Below are 16,742 nucleotides of genomic sequence, written 5' to 3'. Positions count from 1 at the left end.
GCTTCCTGGGCCCCTGCGGCTTCCGGTCCCCACGAATCTCGAAGTCCATCGCAACCCCTCAGCTGGGGTGTTGCAACGACCCTTAAAACCCAAGCACGGTCTCCGGGGGCCTGCCCGTCTCGGTCAGGACCGGGCGCGCGGCGGCGCCGTCGACCCCCGGACCACCAGTTCCGGCTCGAACAGCAGCTCGTCGTGGGTGATCCGGGCTCCGCCGATCTCCCCCACCAGGAGGTCCACCGCGGCCCGGCCCATCGCCTCGATCGGCTGCCGGACGGTGGTCAGCGGCGGATCGGTGCAGGTCATGAAGGACGAGTCGTCGTAGCCGATCACCGACACGTCGTCCGGCACCGAGAGACCGGCCCGGCGGGCCGCCCTGATCGCGCCGAGCGCCAGCGGGTCGCTGGCGCAGATGATCCCGGTGACGCCCTCGCGGAGCAGCCGGGTGGTGGCGGCCTGGCCGCCCTCCAGGGTGAACAGCGCCCGCTCGACCCGGCTCTCCGGGAGGTCGAGGCCGGCCTTCGCCGCCGCGGCCCGCGCGGCGGCCAGCTTGCGCCGGGACGGCACGTGGTCGGCCGGGCCGAGCACCAGCCCGATCCTGCGGTGGCCGAGCTGGCGCAGGTGCCCGACGGACTGCTCGACGGCGACCGCGTCGTCGCAGGACACCCGGGCGAAGTCGAGGCCCTCGATGGCCGCGTTCAGCAACACCGTCGGCAGGCTGCGCTCGGCCAGCCGGTCGTAGTGGTCGTGGGCGGCGTCGGCCTGGGCGTAGAGGCCGCCGAAGAAGACCACGCCGGAGACCTGCTGGGAGAGCAACAGGTCGACGTAGTCCGCCTCGGACACCCCGCCGGCGGTCTGGGTGCAGAGGACCGGGGTGAACCCCTGGCCGGCCAGCGCGCCGCCGACCGCCTCGGCGAAGGCCGGGAAGATCGGGTTCTGCAGCTCCGGCATGACCAGGCCCACCAGCCGGGCGCGTTCGCCGCGCAGCTGGGTGGGGCGCTCGTAGCCGAGCACGTCCAGGGCGGTCAGCACGGCGGCCCTGGTCGCCTCCGAGACGCCGGGCTTGTCGTTCAGCACCCGGCTGACGGTGGCCTCGCTGACCCCGACCTTCTGCGCCACCTGGGCAAGTCGTCGTGTCATGGGGGGAGTGTACGTCGTTCCTCGCAAGATTTTGCGTCTTCTTGCGCTCTCTTGAACCGCCTTGCGCTCGCTCCAACCGCCCCGGAACGCGCCCGCCGGCGAGCGGCGGACCGCCCGAGGTGCCGCCGGGACGGGGTCCGTCCCGGCGGCACCGGTGTTGGAGTGCTTCAGGGCTACGGGTTGACGGTGATGGTGAAGGTGGAGGTGGTGTTCCTGATGTCCTGGTCGTTGCCGGCCAGGCGCAGGTGGTTGAAGACCACCGAGCCGACCGCCGGGCCCTGCCCGGGCTCGGCCGACTCGTTCGCCCAGATCCCGAAGCCGGACCTGGCGTCGAAGGCGTCACCGCTGCGGCGCGCCCCGGTGATCGAGACGTTGCTGAAGACGGTGTCCTTGACCGGGAACTGCGGCTGCCCGCCGGAGTAGTTGGTCTGGAACATGATGCCGTGGTACGTCGGGTCGACGATGTCCACATCGCTCACCCGGATGCCCTGGAACACCTTGGAGGCCGAGAACACCCAGATCGCGGGGAAGGTCTGGGAGCCCCAGAAGTGGCCCCCGGCCCGGACGACCGAGATGTTCTGCAGGGCCGTCGGTTCGGTGCCGAAGCCGTTCATCGGGTACCCGAAGTCCAGCGAGCTGATGGTGACGCCCGAGTAGACCAGGGTGTCGGCGATGTAGATGTTGCGGAACGTGTTGGCGTAGCCGCCGTACACGGCGACCCCGGCCGCCCGCCAGGTGAGGATCGAGGTCAGGTTCTCGAAGACGTTGTCCTTCTCGTCCGCGCCGCCCGCGTCGATCGCGGAGAACAGCGCGAAGGAGTCGTCCCCGGTGGCCCGGGCCTCGTTGTTGGTGATCAGGTTGTCGGTGGAGCCGTTGGTCATGTTGACGCCGTCCGCGAAGGTGTCGCGGATCCGGCTGTTGCTGATGGTCATGGAGTCGGTGTTGGCCCCCCAGTAGAGGCAGACCATGTGCTCGGCCCAGATGTCGTCGATCACCATGTGGGCGACGTTGGCGAAGTCGAAGACCTTGCCGGGGCCGTCGATCCGGGAGGTGTAGTTGCCGAAGTAGGCGAACCCGGCGAAGGTCGAGCCGTTGGCCGTCGCCTCCGCGCGGAAGCCGACGTCGGTGTTGCTCTGGGTGGCGGGCGCCCGGAACCGGGTGAACCAGGGGCCCGCGCCGATCACCTTGACGGGCTTGCCGTAGACCTGGAACTTGCTCGCCGTCTGGTAGTCGCCCGCCGGCAGGTAGACGCCGACCAGGGTGCCGGTGGTGTCCATCCGCACCTTGTCCAGGGCGTTCTGCACGTCCTGGTGGGTGAAGCCGGCCGGGACGGCGTAGTGCGCCGGGTCCGGGTTCGGCGTCGCGGTGGCCTGCTCCAGGCTGACGAAGTCGATCGCGTAGCGGGAGGTGTCGCCGCCGTCCTTCTGCAGCCTGATCCGGCTGCCGGCCGGCACGGTGGTGCCGAGCAGCACGTTCGCCTCGTCGTAGACGTGCCGCGGGGCGCCCGCGCCGGGCGAGTTGCCCGGCGCGGTCTCGGCGCCGTACAGCCAGGAGTACTTGGAGGTCAGGTCGATCTTCTTGAGGAAGGTGCCGTCGACGTAGACGCTGAGCGTGGCGTCGGTGCCGTCGCCGCCGGCGGCGTCCGGGATGGAGAACCGGGTGACGAGCGTGTTGGTCGGCGCCCGGGTGGTGAACTCGACCGAGGCGCCGGTGGAGTCGAGCGTCACCGCGCGCCGGCCGCTGGCCTCGCCGGCGAGGTCCCCGACGACCCGGTTCGGCCCGACCAGGCCCGCGCCGCCGGCCAGCACGCCGTCCTCGGCCTCGTAGGTGTCGTAGGGCATGTTCGCGCCCCGGCCGACGTGGAGCGGCTGGGTGGAGGTGTTGTCGGTCTGCTTGGCCGGCGGCTCGTTGGCGTCCGCCGCGATCACCGTCTTCACGGTGTACCGGCCGTTCGCCGCCGTCCAGGTGCCGAGCGTCACCGGCGCGGTGGTCGCGCCGGGGGCGATCGTGCCGGTGTAGGCGCCGGACAGCGTCCTCACCACGGTGCCGGCGGCGTCGGCGACCGTCAGGGTGATGGCGTGGGCGCCGCCGGCCGAGGCCGTGGTGCCCTGGTTCTTCACCGCCACCGAGAAGGTGACGGTGTTCCCGGCGGCCGGGTCGGCCGGGGACCAGACGGTCGGGGCGGCGAGCAGGTCGGAGCCGGGGGCCCGGGTGACCACCAGGGGGGCCGGCGCGGTGGCAGTGTTGTTGGTCTCGTCCCGCTCGATCACCGCGTTGGCCTCGTCGACCTTGGCGGAGAGCTGGTAGCTGCCGGCCGCGCGCACGCCGGCGTCCAGCGTGACGGTGCCGGCGGCGCCGACGGCCAGCGGGCCGATCTGGGCGGTGCCGGCCTTGGCCGAGCCCAGGTAGAAGCCGACGGCGGTCGCGGCCGAGGGCAGGGTGCCGAGGTTGCGGACCGTCGCGGAGAGCGTGACCGGGTCGGTCTCGACCGGCGCGGCCGGGGTGGCGGAGACGTCGGTGACGGTGAGGTCCGGGTTGGCCGCCGGGGTGCCGATCACCTGGAACTCGGCCACCTGGCCGCCGGTGGACCCGGTGTTGGCGGTGATCCGCAGCTGGACGTCGGCCGCGGTGGCGCCGACCGGGACGGTCACGGCGTTCCCGGCGGACTGGACGAAGTCGTAGCCGCGGGCCGGTACCAGGGTGGTGAAGCCGGTACCGGACTGGTCCCGGCCGAGCACCTCGATCGTCTGGCTCCGGCTGGACCAGGCCGCGGCCGGGTCCAGCTTGACCACGACGGAGTCCACCGCCGCGTTGGAGCCCAGCGCCACCGTCAGGGTGTCGGGGTAGCTGTTGGCGTTGCCCTCCCAGTAGGTGGCGGTGTCGTTGTCGTTGGCGTTCGCCGCGACGAAGGTGTTGATCACCGAGGAGGCGCTGATCGGCTTGCCGGCCGCCAGGTTGGTCCCGCTCCCGCCGCTGCCGGCCCGCACCACGGTGTTGCTGCTCGCGGACTGGTTGCCGGCGGCGTCCCGGGCCTTCACGTAGTAGGAGACGGTGGCGCTGTCCGGCTGGCCGTCGGTGTAGCTCAGCACGGCGGCGGCCACGCTCGCCCGGAGCGCGCCGTTCGCGTAGAGGTCGTAGCCGGTGACCCCGGTGTCGTCGGTCGAGGCCGACCAGGTCAGACGGATCCGGCCCGCCGCGGGCTGGTCGTAGCCGAGGGCGCCGGGCGCGGACGGCGCCTGGGTGTCGCCGCTCTGACCGGTCCTGGTCACCGTGTTGCTGCTCGGCGACTGGTTGCCGGCGGCGTCCCGGGCCCTCACGTAGTAGGAGACGGTGGCGCTGTCCGGGCGGCTGTCGGTGTAGCCCAGCACGGTGCCCGGCACGCTGGTCAGCAGCGCGCCGTTCGCGTAGAGGTCGTAGCCGGTGACCCCGGTGTCGTCGGTCGAGGCCGACCAGGTCAGGTGGATCCGGCCGGGCGCGGGCCGGTCGTAGGCGAGGCCGCTCGGGGCGGTGGGCGCCCGGGTGTCGCCGGTGGCCGGGCCGTACACCTCCAGTTCGGCCAGTTGGGCGGCGGCCCAGCCGGTGTTGGCGGTCACTTCGACCCGCACGAACCGGGTGGTGGTGGCCCCCAGGTCGAGGACGACGGCGTTCCCGGTGGCCGGGTCGAAGACCCGGGCGGCCGAGGCGGCCAGGTCGGTGAAGGCGCTGCCGTCGGTGCTGCCGCGCACGGCGAGCGTCTGCGTCCGGCGCTCCCAGCCGGCCGGCAGCCGCAGCACCACGCGGTTGACCGCCACGGCGGCGCCGAGGTCGACCTGGACCCACTGCGGCAGCGCGCCGTTGGCGCTCTCCCAGTAGCTGGCCGCGTTGCCGTCACCGGCGTTCGCCGGGGCGTAGGCCTGGCTCTGGCTTCCGGCGCTGAACGGCCGCCCGAGCGCCAGGTTCGCCCCGGCGGCGCCGGCCGCGCGCACCTCCAGCTCGGCGATCTGGGCGGCCGGCCAGCCGGTGTTGGCGGAGACCGCCAGCCGCAGGTAGCGGGTGCTCGCCGCCGGGAAGGCGATCCGCACGGTGTTGCCGGTACCGGGCGCGAAGGCGTAGCCGGCCGAGCCCACCAGGGTGGTGAAGCCGGTGCCGTCGGCGCTGCCCTGGACGGCGAGCGTCTCGGTGCGGCTCTCCCAGGACGCGGGGAGCTTCAGCACCACCTCGTCGACCGCGGCGGCGGCGCCGAGGTCGACCTGGACCCACTGCGGCAGCGCGCCGTTGGCGCTCTCCCAGTAGGTGGCGGCGTCGCCGTCGTTGACGGCGGTGACCGGCCGGCCGGCGATGCTGCTGCTCGCGGCGGCGGGCCGGCCCGCCGCCAGGTCGGGGCCGCCGGCCGCGGCGGCGGTGGTGGCCGGCAGCAGCGGGCCGGCCAGCGCCAGCAGGCCGGTGGCGAGCGTGCCCGCCAGCCAGCGGAAGATCGGTGCTCGGGTTCTCACGGGGTCCTCTGTCTCGTCTCGTCCGAACGCGTGGATGGGGGTGGGGGGTGGGGCCCTGTCCGGCCGTCAGGACCGGGTGCGTGCGGGGGTGAGCGGGCCATCCGTGGCTCCGGGGGGGCAGCGGCGGGCCGGGGCGGCGCCCGGTCCGGGGGCGGACCGGGCGGGGGTGTCCGCCCCGGGCGGTCAGGCGACGCGCAGCCAGACCGCGGTGTCGGGCGGGAGCAGCCCGCCCGCGGTGAGCGGGCCGCTGGCGAGCAGGACCGCGCGGTGCGCGGGCAGCGGATGCGGCGCGGCGCCGAGGTTCACCACGCACTGGAAGCCGGCGCCGCGGTGGAACGCCAGCACCTCGCCGGGAGCGGCGGTCCAGCCGAAGACCTCGCCGCGCAGCGCGTCCTCGGCGCGGCGCAGTCGCAGCGCGGCGCGGTAGAGCGCGAGCATCGAACCAGGGTCGGCCGACTGGGCCTCGACGGTAAGCGGGGCCCAGTCGGCCGGCTGCGGGAGCCAGGGCTCGGCCGGAGCCTGGCTGAACCCGTACGGGGGTCGGTCGCCCGACCAGGGGAGCGGTACCCGGCAGCCGTCGCGGCCCGGGTCGGCACCGCCGGAGCGCAGGTGCATCGGGTCCTGGAGGCGGTCCGGCGGCAGGTCCTCGACCTCGGGCAGGCCGAGTTCCTCGCCCTGGTAGAGGTAGACCGCGCCGGGCAGGGCCAGCGAGAGCAGCGCCGCCGCCCGGGCCCGGCGCCGGCCAAGCTCCGGGTCGGTCGGGGTGCCCCAGGCCTTGGCGGCGAAGTCGAACCGGGTGTCCCGGCGGCCGTAGCGGGTGACCGTGCGGGTGACGTCGTGGTTGGCGAGCACCCAGGTGGCCGGGGCGCCGACCGGGGCGTGCAGCCCCAGCGTGGTGTCGATCGACTCCCGCAGCGCGGCCGCCTCCCAGGGGCGGGCCAGGAAGTCGAAGTTGAAGGCGGTGTGCAGCTCGTCCGGGCGCAGGTACCGGGCGAAGCGCTCGGCGTTCGGCAGCCAGACCTCGCCGACCAGGATCCGGGTGTCCGGGTAGCTGTCGGCGATGGCCCGCCAGGAGCGGTAGACGCCGTGCAACTCCTCGCGGTCGGTGAACGGGTGCGGGTCCCGGCCCTTGACGAAGTCGGGCAGCGCCGGGTCCTTGGCCAGCAGCGCGGCGGAGTCGATCCGGACGCCGGCCGCGCCCCGGTCGAACCAGAAGCGCAGGATCTCCTCGTGCTCGGTGCGCACCCGGGGGTGGGCCCAGTTGAGGTCGGGCTGCTGGGCGGCGAACAGGTGGAGGTACCACGCGCCGTCCGCCGTCCTGGTCCACGGGCGGCCGCCGAACTCGGAGACCCAGTCGTTGGGCGGGAGTTCGCCGTCCGGGCCGCGCCCGGCGCGGAAGTGGAACAGTTCGCGCTCCGGACTGCCGGGGCCCGCCGCGAGCGCGGCCCGGAACCACGGGTGCTGGTCCGAGACGTGGTTCGGCACGATGTCCACGATGGTGCGGATGCCGTGGCCGAGCGCCTCCGCGATGAGCTGCTCGGCGTCCGCGAGGGTGCCGAACAGCGGGTCCACGCCCCGGTAGTCGGCGACGTCGTAGCCGCCGTCGGCCATCGGGGACGGGTACCAGGGGTTGAACCAGACGGCGTCGACGCCGAGGTCGGCCAGGTAGGGCAGCCTGCTGCGGACACCGGCGAGGTCCCCCGTGCCGTCGCCGTCGGCGTCGGCGAAGCTGCGCGGGTACACCTGGTAGATCACCGCGTCGCGCCACCAGTGCGGGGTCTCGAACGGGAGCCGGGATTGCTGTCCCACGGTGGGTCCTTTCGGATCGGCGCCCGGGCCGGTCAGCCTTTGAGTCCACCCGAGGTGAGCCCGGACATGATGTTGCGTTGGAAGATCAGGAAGAAGACGACGGTCGGCGCCGAGGCGATGGCCAGGGCCGCGATGACGACGTTCTGCGGCACGCCCGTGGAGAGCGACTTGATGCCGATGTTGAGGGTCTGCCGGGCCGGGTCGGGCTGGACGAGCATCGGCCAGAGGAAGTCCTTCCAGACGTTCACCACGGCGAAGATCGAGACCACGCCGAGGATCGGCCGGGACATCGGCAGCACGATGGAGCGCAGGGCGCGCAGCGGGGTGGCCCCGTCGATCGCGGCGGCCGCCATGAGGTCCTCCGGGATGGAGTCGAAGAACCGTTTCAGCAGGAAGATGTTGAAGGCGTTGGCCACCGTCGGCAGCCAGATCGCCCAGGGCGTGTTGATCAGGTTGACGTGCAGCAGCGGCAGGTCCAGGACGGTCAGGTACTGCGGGACGACCAGCACCGCGGCCGGGATCATCAGGGTGGCCAGCATCATGCCGAGGATCAGATTGCCCAGGACGGGCCGCAGCTTGGACAGCGCGTAGGCCGCCGCCACGTCGAGGACCAGCTGGAAGGCGAGCGCGCCGAAGGCGTAGTACAGCGTGTTGAAGAGCAGCCGGCCGAGGCCGAGCCGGCTCCACGCGGTCGCGTAGGTGTCCGGGTGGAGCTCGGCGGGGAAGAGCGTGGGCGGGTTGCGGACCACCTCGGCGGTGGACTTCAGGCCGCCGGTCACCAGCCAGTACAGCGGGCCGAGGAAGACCAGGGTGAAGACCACGACGGTCGCCACCAGGGTCAGCCGGTAGAGCAGTCGGCCGCGTGGGCGGTCGAGTTGGGTCTGCGAGATCAGCGTCCGGGTCTGCGGCTGCACCGGGGCTCCCATGGGTCTGGTCGGGTGTGGTCCGGGACTGGACGGCCCCGGGTCGGTCTGCCCCGGGTCAGTCGGCCCCGGGTCAGTCGGCCTCGCGCGACAGCCGCGCGTACAGGGCGGAGAATCCGGCCAGCACCAGCAGCATGATCAGGCCGAGCGCCGAGGCGGCGCCGTAGTTGTTGAAGTTGAAGGCGTACTGGTAGACGAGGTGGACCACGGTGGTGGTGGAGCCCTGCGGCCCGTTGCCACCGGTCAGCAGGTAGGGCTCGACGAACACCTGCATGGTGGCGACGATCTGGAGCAGCAGCAGGAGCGAGAGCACCAGCCTGGTCTGCGGGACGGTCACGTGCCAGATCCGGCGCCACAGGCCGGCCCCGTCCAGTTCGGCCGCCTCGTAGAGCTCCCCCGGGATGCCCTGGAGGGCCGCCAGGTAGATCAGGGTGGCGCCGCCCATGTTCATCCAGGTGGAGGCGATGACCACCGAGAGCAGCGCGGTGTCGGGCGAGTCGAGCCAGGCCGAGGTCGGCAGGTGGAGCGCCCGCAGCACGCTGTTGAACAACCCGTGGTCCGGGTCGTAGAAGTACTTGAAGAGCAGCACGGAGGCCACCGGCGGCATCATCACCGGCAGGTAGACCAGCACCCGCAGGTAGGCCTTGGCGTGCCGCAGCTCGTTCAGCAGCACGGCGACCAGGAACGGCACCGCGAAGCCGAACACCAGCGCCAGCAGGGTGAACACCAGGGTGTTGCGCCAGGCCTGCCAGAACGCCGGGTCCTGGAGCAGCTGGTCGACGTTGTCCAGGCCGACCCAGCTGGTCCGGCCCCGCCTGGTCCGCTGGAAGCTCATGACCACTTCACGGACCATCGGGTACCAGGTGAAGAAGCCGAAACAGAGCAGTGCGCCGAGCAGGAAGCCGTGCGCGGTGAGGTTGCGCCGCAGCCCCCGCCCCAGCCGGCCGCGCCGCCGGGGCTCACTGGTGGGCCGGGCCGCCTTCCCGGCGACACTGATCGCTGCCATCCCTCGTTCTCCGCTTCGTCGCTGTCCGTCGCTGTTCACCGGTGGCCGTCGGTGGCCGGGGGCGCGGGGCCGGGCCCGCCCGTTCGCTACTGGAGGCTGGCCAGTACCTGGTTGACCTGGGTCTCGGCGTCGTTCAGCAGCTTGGCGACGTCGGCGCCCTTGTCGGTCAGCACGGCCGACATCGCGTTGTCGAGCACCTTGTAGATCTGCTGCGCGTGGGCCGGCTCGGTGCGGCCCGGCACGGACGCGGCGAGGTAGGGCGCGTAGTTCTGGACCGGAACGGTGGCGCTGGCCGCCTTCGCCCGGTTGTCCTGCTCCAGCGAGGCGCCGGTGAGGAAGAAGGGCTGCGGGAGGCCGACCGGCAGGCCGTCCGCCTTGGTCCGGGCGTAGTCGAACTGGCCCTTGCCCTGGGTGAGGAACTTGAAGTTCACCCAGGCGACGGCCGCCCTGATCTGGTCCGGGCTGGAGCCCTTCTTGACCATGTAGTCGTTGCCGCCGAGCAGCGCGGCCTTGCCGCCGGGCATCGGCCCCATGCCGTAGTCGGCGTAGTCCCCGTTCAGGGTCTGCACCATGTAGGTGATGTCGTCCGGGGCGCCGATGTACATCCCGAGCCGGTCGGTGGACATCCGGGTCATCAGGTCGGGCCACTTGAGGCTCTGCGCGGAGCCCATCGAGTCGTCGGTCCAGCGCATGTCGTACAGGGTCTGCAGGACCTGCCGGCCCTCGGCGGTGTTGAACGCGGCCTTCCGGCCGTCCTCGCCGACCATCCGGCCGCCCAGCCCGTACAGCTCGGCGGTGAAGTGCCAGCCGCCCTGGTTGGTCGCGCTGTAGTCGCCGTAGCCGTTGACCCCGTTGCCGAGCGCGGCGATCCGCTTCGCGGCCTCGCGGATCTCCGGCCAGGTCGTGGGGGGCTTGTCCGGGTCGAGCCCGGCCTGCTTGAACAGCTTGCGGTTGTAGAGCAGGCCCAGCTTGTAGTTCGAGGTGGGCAGGCCGTAGAGCTTGTCGCCGTCCTTGAGCGTGGCGAGCACCGAGGGGTCGATGTCCTTCAGCGCCGGCACGGTCGTCTCGTCGACGTAGCCGGAGATGTCCTCGGCCGCGCCCTCGTCCAGCACCTGGTCGAGGTCGGTGAAGTAGGTGTAGAAGACATCGGTCTGGGTCCGGCCCTTGAGCTGGGCGGTGAACGGCGCGGGCTCCTCGCAGGGCGAGGCGTCCTTGCTGGTGATCGTGACGTTCGGGTAGCGCTGGTGGAACGCCTCGACGTCCTCGGTCCACTGCTTGCGCTCGGCGGCCTTGGTGACCGGCGGCTGGCAGTCGACGCTGATGCTGACCTTCGCGTTCGGGTCCAGGGTCGAGCCGGCGCCGCCCGACGGCGCCGCGCCGGTTGCCCCGTGGTCGTCCGAACTGCCGCACGCGGCAAGGGAGAAGGCCAGTCCTGCGGCCACGGCGACGGCGGCGGTTCTCCGGCGGAGCCCGGTTCTGTTCATGGCGGACGGCCCTTCTGCAGGCATGGGTGGTGGGGGCGCCGCGGTGCTGGTCCGGCGGCTCCGCCACTTAACCACCGCGCAACAGAGGGCCACAAGATGTCGACAGGACTTTGCAAGAAATCGACTTCATAACGTCAGATCAACACCAGGGACGCCGAACGGCGAACGCCCCCGGTCGGAACCGGGGGCGTTCGGCAGGTCGGACGGCGGGTCGGTGCGGGGCTGGTGGGCGGGTCGGGCGGCGGGTCGACGGCCCGCCGCTACAGGCGGACGGCGCCGACGTACGGCATCACGTCGATCGGCAGCACCTCGACGTTCTTGCCGGTGCGCGGCGCGTGGATCATCTTGCCCTCGCCGATGTAGAGGCCGACGTGGTGCAGGTCCGGGTAGAAGAAGACGAGGTCACCGGGCTGGAGGTCGCCGCGGGCGACCCGCAGGCCGGTCTTCCACTGGTCCTGGGAGATCCGGGGCAGCTTGACGTCGGCGGCCCGCCAGGCCGCGCCGGTCAGACCGGAGCAGTCGAAGCCGGCGGGTCCGGTGGCGCCCCAGACGTAGGGCTTGCCGAGCTGGGCGTAGGCGAACCGGACGGCCGCCGCGGCCCGGCCGGTGGCCGGCCCGTCGTGCCCCCGGCCCGGCCGCGCCACTGTCCACACCCTGAGAAACTCCCCGACCGGTTTCCCCCGCAGTTGGACGCCGCCGACCCCTCTGAAGTGCGAGGAAGCGGAAAGCGAGGGCAAGGTCACACCCTCGGCCTCTGCTGCGCCGACGCAAACGAGCGCTAACCTGCGGGGCATGACGGTCCCGCCCGAAGGGCTTCCCCTGGCCGCCGAATTCCCGGCCGCACACCGCGAGCAGTGGCAGCACCTCGTCGAGAGCGTGCTGCGAAAGTCGGGTGCGCAGCCCGCGGACGGCGCAGCGGCCGAGCAGGCGCTCACCACCGCACTCCAGGACGGGCTGCGCGCCCGCCCGCTGTACACCGCCGAGGACTCCCCGGCCGAGCCCGGCTACCCCGGCTTCCCGCCGTTCGTCCGCGGCGGCCGGCCGCAGGGCAGCACGGTCTCCGGCTGGGACGTCCGCCAGCGGCACACCGATCCGGACCCGCGCCGGGCCAACGAGGCCGTGCTGGCCGATCTGGAGAACGGCGGCAGCTCGCTCTGGCTGGAGCTGGGCGGCGACGCCCTGCCGGTCGCGGCCCTGCCCGACGTGCTGACCGGCGTCTACCTCGACCTGGCCGGCATCGTGCTCGACGCCGGCCCGGAGTTCGCCGAAGCCGCCGAGCAGTTGTTCAAGCTCTACGAGGAGCGCGAGGTGTCCGCCGGCGCCGCCGCGGGCAACCTCGGCGCCGACCCGCTGGGCCTCCAGGCCCGCACCGGCCAGGCCGGGCGCACCGAGGCGCTGCTCACCGGGGCCACCGCCCTCGCGGCCCGCTGCGCCGCGGGCTTCCCGGGCCTGCGCGCCCTCGTCGTCGACGCCCTCCCCTACCACGAGGCCGGCGCCTCCCCCGCGCAGGAGCTCGGCTGCTCCCTCGCCACCGGCGTCGCCTACCTGCGGGCCCTCACCGCCGCCGGGCTGCCGGTCGACGCCGCGCTCGGCCAGCTGGAGTTCCGCTACGCGGCCGACGCCGACCAGTTCCTGACGATCGCCAAGTTCCGGGCCGCGCGCCGGCTCTGGGCCCGGGTGGCCGAGGTGTCGGGGGCCGCGCCGGAGGCCTCGGCGCAGCGCCAGCACGCCGTCACCTCCGCCGTGATGATGACCGAGCGCGACCCGTGGGTGAACATGCTGCGCACCACGGTGGCCTGCCTGGCCGCCGGGGTCGGCGGCGCGGACGCGGTGAGCGTCCAGCCGTTCGACAGCGCGGTCGGCCTGTCCGACGCCTTCGCCCGCCGGATCGCCCGCAACACCCAGGCGATCCTGCTGGAGGAGTCGCACCTGGCCCGGGTCGTCGACCCGGCCGGCGGCTCCTGGTACGTGGAGCGGCTGACCGACGAGCTCGCGCACGCCGCCTGGGCCTGGTTCCAGGAGATCGAGCGGGCCGGCGGCCAGCAGGCCGCCCTGGGCTCCGGCCTGGTCGGCGAGCGGATCGCCGCCACCTGGGCGGAGCGCTCGGTGGCGCTCGCCAAGCGGCGCGAACCCATCACCGGCGTCAGCGAGTTCCCGAACCTCGGCGAGCAGCCGCTGGTCCGCGAGCCGGCCCCGGCCGGGCCCGGCGGCGGTCTGCCGCGGGTGCGCCGGTCCGAGGCCTACGAGGCGCTGCGCGCCCGCTCGGACGCCCGGCTGGCCGCCACCGGGGCCCGGCCGGCGCTCTTCCTGGCCTCGCTCGGGACGGCCTCCGCGCACACCGCGCGGACCACCTTCGCGGCCAACCTGTTCCAGGCCGGCGGCATCGCGACCACCTCCGCCGAGACCGCGCTGACCGGGCCGGACGTCGCGGCCGCGGCCGCCGGGGCGTTCACCGCCTCCGGCGCCCGGGTGGCCTGCCTCTGCTCCAGCGACCAGGTGTACGGCGAGCACGCCGAGGCGGTGGCCGCGGCGCTCAAGGCCGCCGGCGCCCGGCGGGTGCTGCTGGCCGGCCGGCCCGGTGAGCGGCGCGAGGCGTACGAGCGGGCGGGCGTGGACGGGTTCGTCTTCGCGGGCAGCGACGCCGTCGCGGTCCTGACCTCGCTCCTGGACGAGATCACCGACGAAAGCGGAGTGGCCTGATGATCCCCGACTTCACCGGAATCGGGCTGGACGCGGACGGCCGCTCGGACGTCACCGGCGAGCAGTGGCGCGCCTCCTGGCGGCAGGCGACCGGCAAGGACGTCGACGAGCAGCTCTGGGACACCCCCGAGGGCATCGGCGTCAAGCCGCTCTACACCGCGGACGACCTGGCGGGCCTGGACTTCCTGGGCACCTACCCCGGCATCGCCCCGTACCTGCGCGGCCCGTACCCGACGATGTACGTCAACCAGCCGTGGACGGTCCGGCAGTACGCCGGCTTCTCCACCGCCGAGGAGTCCAACGCCTTCTACCGCCGCAACCTGGCGGCCGGTCAGAAGGGCCTGTCGGTCGCGTTCGACCTGCCGACCCACCGCGGCTACGACAGCGACCACCCGCGGGTCACCGGCGACGTCGGCATGGCCGGCGTGGCGATCGACTCCATCTACGACATGCGCCAGCTCTTCGACGGCATCCCGCTGGACAAGATGTCGGTGTCGATGACCATGAACGGCGCGGTACTGCCCGTCCTGGCGCTGTACATCGTCGCGGCCGAGGAGCAGGGGGTGGCGCCCGAGAAGCTCGCGGGGACCATCCAGAACGACATCCTCAAGGAGTTCATGGTCCGCAACACCTACATCTACCCGCCGCAGCCGTCGATGCGGATCATCTCGGACATCTTCGCGTACACCTCGCAGAAGATGCCGCGGTACAACTCGATCTCCATCTCCGGCTACCACATCCAGGAGGCCGGGGCCACCGCCGACCTGGAGCTGGCCTACACCCTGGCCGACGGCGTGGAGTACCTGCGGGCGGGCCTGGACGTCGGGCTGGACGTGGACGCCTTCGCGCCGCGCCTGTCGTTCTTCTGGGCGATCGGGATGAACTTCTTCATGGAGGTCGCCAAGCTGCGCGCGGCCCGGCTGCTCTGGGCCAAGCTGGTCAAGCAGTTCGACCCGAAGAACGCCAAGTCGCTGTCGCTGCGCACCCACTCGCAGACCTCCGGCTGGTCGCTGACCGCGCAGGACGTGTTCAACAACGTCACCCGCACCTGCGTCGAGGCGATGGCGGCCACCCAGGGCCACACCCAGTCGCTGCACACCAACGCGCTCGACGAGGCGCTGGCGCTGCCGACCGACTTCTCCGCGCGGATCGCCCGCAACACCCAGCTGCTGCTCCAGCAGGAGTCCGGCACCTGCCGGTCGATCGACCCGTGGGGCGGCTCCGCGTACGTCGAGAAGCTGACCCACGACCTGGCCCGCCGCGCCTGGCAGCACATCCAGGAGGTGGAGGCGGCCGGCGGCATGGCCAAGGCCATCGACGCGGGCATCCCCAAGCTGCGCGTGGAGGAGGCCGCCGCCCGCACCCAGGCCCGGATCGACTCCGGCCGCCAGCCGGTGATCGGCGTCAACAAGTACCGGGTGGACAGCGACGAGCAGATCGACGTGCTCAAGGTCGACAACTCCTCGGTGCGCACCCGCCAGATCGAGAAGCTGCGTCGGCTGCGCGAGGAGCGCGACGAGGCCGTCACCCAGGCCGCCCTGCACGCGCTCACCCGGGCCGCCGAGGCCGGTCCGCAGCGCGGCGGCGGCCTGGACGGCAACCTGCTCGCGCTGGCCGTGGACGCGGCCCGCGCCAAGGCCACCGTCGGCGAGATCTCGGACGCCCTGGAGAAGGTGTACGGCCGGCACTCGGGCCAGATCCGTACCATTTCTGGTGTGTACCGAGACGAAGCCGGGCCGTCGGCCCCCCTCCAGCGCACCCGTGACCTGGTCGAGCGGTTCGAGCGGGCCGAGGGCCGGCGTCCGCGCATCCTGGTCGCCAAGATGGGCCAGGACGGCCACGACCGCGGCCAGAAGGTGATCGCCACCGCCTTCGCCGACCTCGGCTTCACGGTCGACGTCGGTCCGCTGTTCCAGACCCCGGCGGAGGTCGCCCGCCAGGCCGTCGAGGCGGACGTGCACATCGTCGGCGTCTCCTCGCTGGCCGCCGGCCACCTCACCCTGGTGCCGGCGCTGCGCGCCGAACTCGCCGAGGCCGGACGGGAGGACATCACCATCGTGGTCGGCGGGGTCATCCCCCCGGGCGACTTCGAGGCGCTCTACGAGGCCGGGGCGGCCGCCGTCTTCCCGCCCGGCACGGTGATCCCGGAGGCCGCCTTCGACCTGCTGAAGTCGCTCGCCGCCGACCTCGGCCACGAGTTGTGAGCCGCTGAACGATGGCGCCCCGGACGATCGACCTCGACCAGTACGCCCAGGGGGTGCGGGAGGGCTCGCGCGCGTTCGTCGCGCGGGCCATCACCCTCGTGGAGTCCACCCGGCCCGACCACCGCGCGCTGGCGCAGCAGTTGCTCACCCGGCTGCTGCCGCACGCGGGCGGCGCGGTCCGGGTGGGCATCACCGGCGTCCCCGGTGTCGGCAAGTCGACCTTCATCGACGCCTTCGGCACCCGGCTCACCGCCCTCGGACACAAGGTCGCGGTGCTCGCCGTCGACCCGACGTCCAGCCGGACCGGCGGCTCGATCCTGGGTGACAAGACCCGGATGGAGCGGCTCGCGGTCGACCCCGCGGCGTTCGTCCGCCCCTCCCCCACCTCCGGCACGCTGGGCGGGGTGGCCCGGGCCACCCGGGAGTCGATGGTGGTGATGGAGGCCGCCGGCTACGACGTGGTCCTCATCGAGACGGTCGGCGTCGGGCAGTCGGAGACCGCGGTCGCGGGCATGGTGGACTCCTTCCTGCTGCTCTCGCTGGCCCGCACCGGGGACCAGCTCCAGGGCATCAAGAAGGGCGTGCTGGAGCTCGCCGACGTGATCGCCGTCAACAAGGCGGACGGGCCGCACGAGACCGACGCCAAGGCGGCCGCGCGCGAACTCGCCGGCGCGCTGCGGCTGTTGCAGGCCCCGGACGCGCCGTGGACGCCGCCGGTGCTCACCTGCAGCGGCCGCGACGGCACCGGCCTGGACACCCTGTGGGAGCGGTTGCAGCAGCACCGCAAGGTCCTCGACGCGACCGGCGCGCTGGAGGCCAAGCGCCGCGACCAGCAGGTGGAGTGGACGTGGGCGATGGTGCACGACCAGCTCTACGCCCAGCTCCACGAACACCCCGAGGTCCGCCGCCTGGCCCCCGCCCTGGAACGCGAGGTCCGCGAGGGCACCATCCCGGCGAGCCTGGCGGCGCAGCGCCTCCTGGACAGCTTCTTCGGCTCCGGCTGAGCC

At 72.9% G+C, this 16,742-nt stretch carries 9 protein-coding genes and 1 pseudogene; 3 read left to right on the top strand and 7 right to left on the bottom strand.

The window, feature by feature from the left end; all coding sequences use genetic code 11:
* Window positions 1-123: 123 nt before the first annotated feature.
* The 7 genes and pseudogenes from ABZ495_RS32670 to ABZ495_RS32640 all read right to left on the bottom strand — a co-directional run.
* Complete coding sequence (locus ABZ495_RS32670; protein ID WP_329486553.1) at window positions 124-1,137, bottom strand: LacI family DNA-binding transcriptional regulator; 1,014 nt, start codon at window positions 1,135-1,137, stop codon at window positions 124-126.
* Between the two features lie 173 nt (window positions 1,138-1,310).
* A complete protein-coding gene (locus ABZ495_RS32665) occupies window positions 1,311-5,555 on the bottom strand; it encodes a discoidin domain-containing protein (RefSeq protein ID WP_359839455.1) in 4,245 nt (1,414 codons plus the stop codon).
* 237 nt (window positions 5,556-5,792) lie between these two features.
* Window positions 5,793-7,418 (bottom strand): glycoside hydrolase family 13 protein, encoded by a 1,626-nt coding sequence (locus ABZ495_RS32660; protein WP_359808116.1) that lies wholly within the window; start codon window positions 7,416-7,418, stop codon window positions 5,793-5,795.
* 32 nt (window positions 7,419-7,450) lie between these two features.
* A complete protein-coding gene (locus ABZ495_RS32655) occupies window positions 7,451-8,344 on the bottom strand; it encodes a carbohydrate ABC transporter permease (protein ID WP_329486555.1) in 894 nt (297 codons plus the stop codon).
* Between the two features lie 70 nt (window positions 8,345-8,414).
* Window positions 8,415-9,347 carry a sugar ABC transporter permease gene (locus ABZ495_RS32650; RefSeq protein ID WP_359808120.1) on the bottom strand — a complete coding sequence of 311 codons (933 nt, stop codon included), beginning with the start codon at window positions 9,345-9,347 and terminating at the stop codon, window positions 8,415-8,417.
* 86 nt (window positions 9,348-9,433) lie between these two features.
* Window positions 9,434-10,831 (bottom strand): extracellular solute-binding protein, encoded by a 1,398-nt coding sequence (locus tag ABZ495_RS32645; protein WP_359839452.1) that lies wholly within the window; start codon window positions 10,829-10,831, stop codon window positions 9,434-9,436.
* A 260-nt stretch (window positions 10,832-11,091) separates the two neighbouring features.
* A pseudogene (locus tag ABZ495_RS32640) lies at window positions 11,092-11,439 on the bottom strand (C40 family peptidase); the annotation flags it as partial.
* A gap of 184 nt (window positions 11,440-11,623) precedes the next feature.
* On the opposite strand from ABZ495_RS32640, the gene ABZ495_RS32635 reads away from it, so the two are divergent.
* From ABZ495_RS32635 to meaB, 3 genes are read left to right on the top strand one after another with little or no spacing between them, the layout of a single operon-like run.
* Entirely contained in the window at window positions 11,624-13,531 is a 1,908-nt protein-coding gene (locus ABZ495_RS32635; RefSeq protein ID WP_329486559.1) for a methylmalonyl-CoA mutase subunit beta, read from the top strand.
* Entirely contained in the window at window positions 13,531-15,735 is a 2,205-nt protein-coding gene (gene scpA / locus ABZ495_RS32630; protein WP_329486560.1) for a methylmalonyl-CoA mutase, read from the top strand. The genes ABZ495_RS32635 and scpA overlap by 1 nt, the downstream gene beginning before the upstream one ends.
* A gap of 11 nt (window positions 15,736-15,746) precedes the next feature.
* Entirely contained in the window at window positions 15,747-16,739 is a 993-nt protein-coding gene (gene meaB, locus ABZ495_RS32625) for a methylmalonyl Co-A mutase-associated GTPase MeaB (protein ID WP_359808125.1), read from the top strand.
* Window positions 16,740-16,742: the final 3 nt, after the last annotated feature.

The sequence above is a fragment of the Kitasatospora sp. NPDC005748 genome (assembly GCF_040630735.1).
Lineage (GTDB): Bacteria > Actinomycetota > Actinomycetes > Streptomycetales > Streptomycetaceae > Kitasatospora.
This window is presented reverse-complemented; position numbering and strand designations above follow the sequence as displayed.

Bases quoted from the DNA above. Each gene is read 5' to 3' on its own strand.
- ABZ495_RS32670 (WP_329486553.1), bottom strand. From the start codon at position 1,137: ATGACACGACGACTTGCCCAGGTGGCGCAGAAGGTCGGGGTCAGCGAG.
- ABZ495_RS32655 (WP_329486555.1), bottom strand. From the start codon at position 8,344: ATGGGAGCCCCGGTGCAGCCGCAGACCCGGACGCTGATCTCGCAGACC.
- ABZ495_RS32650 (WP_359808120.1), bottom strand. From the start codon at position 9,347: ATGGCAGCGATCAGTGTCGCCGGGAAGGCGGCCCGGCCCACCAGTGAG.
- ABZ495_RS32645 (WP_359839452.1), bottom strand. From the start codon at position 10,831: ATGAACAGAACCGGGCTCCGCCGGAGAACCGCCGCCGTCGCCGTGGCC.
- ABZ495_RS32635 (WP_329486559.1), top strand. From the start codon at position 11,624: ATGACGGTCCCGCCCGAAGGGCTTCCCCTGGCCGCCGAATTCCCGGCC.
- scpA (WP_329486560.1), top strand. From the start codon at position 13,531: ATGATCCCCGACTTCACCGGAATCGGGCTGGACGCGGACGGCCGCTCG.
- meaB (WP_359808125.1), top strand. From the start codon at position 15,747: ATGGCGCCCCGGACGATCGACCTCGACCAGTACGCCCAGGGGGTGCGG.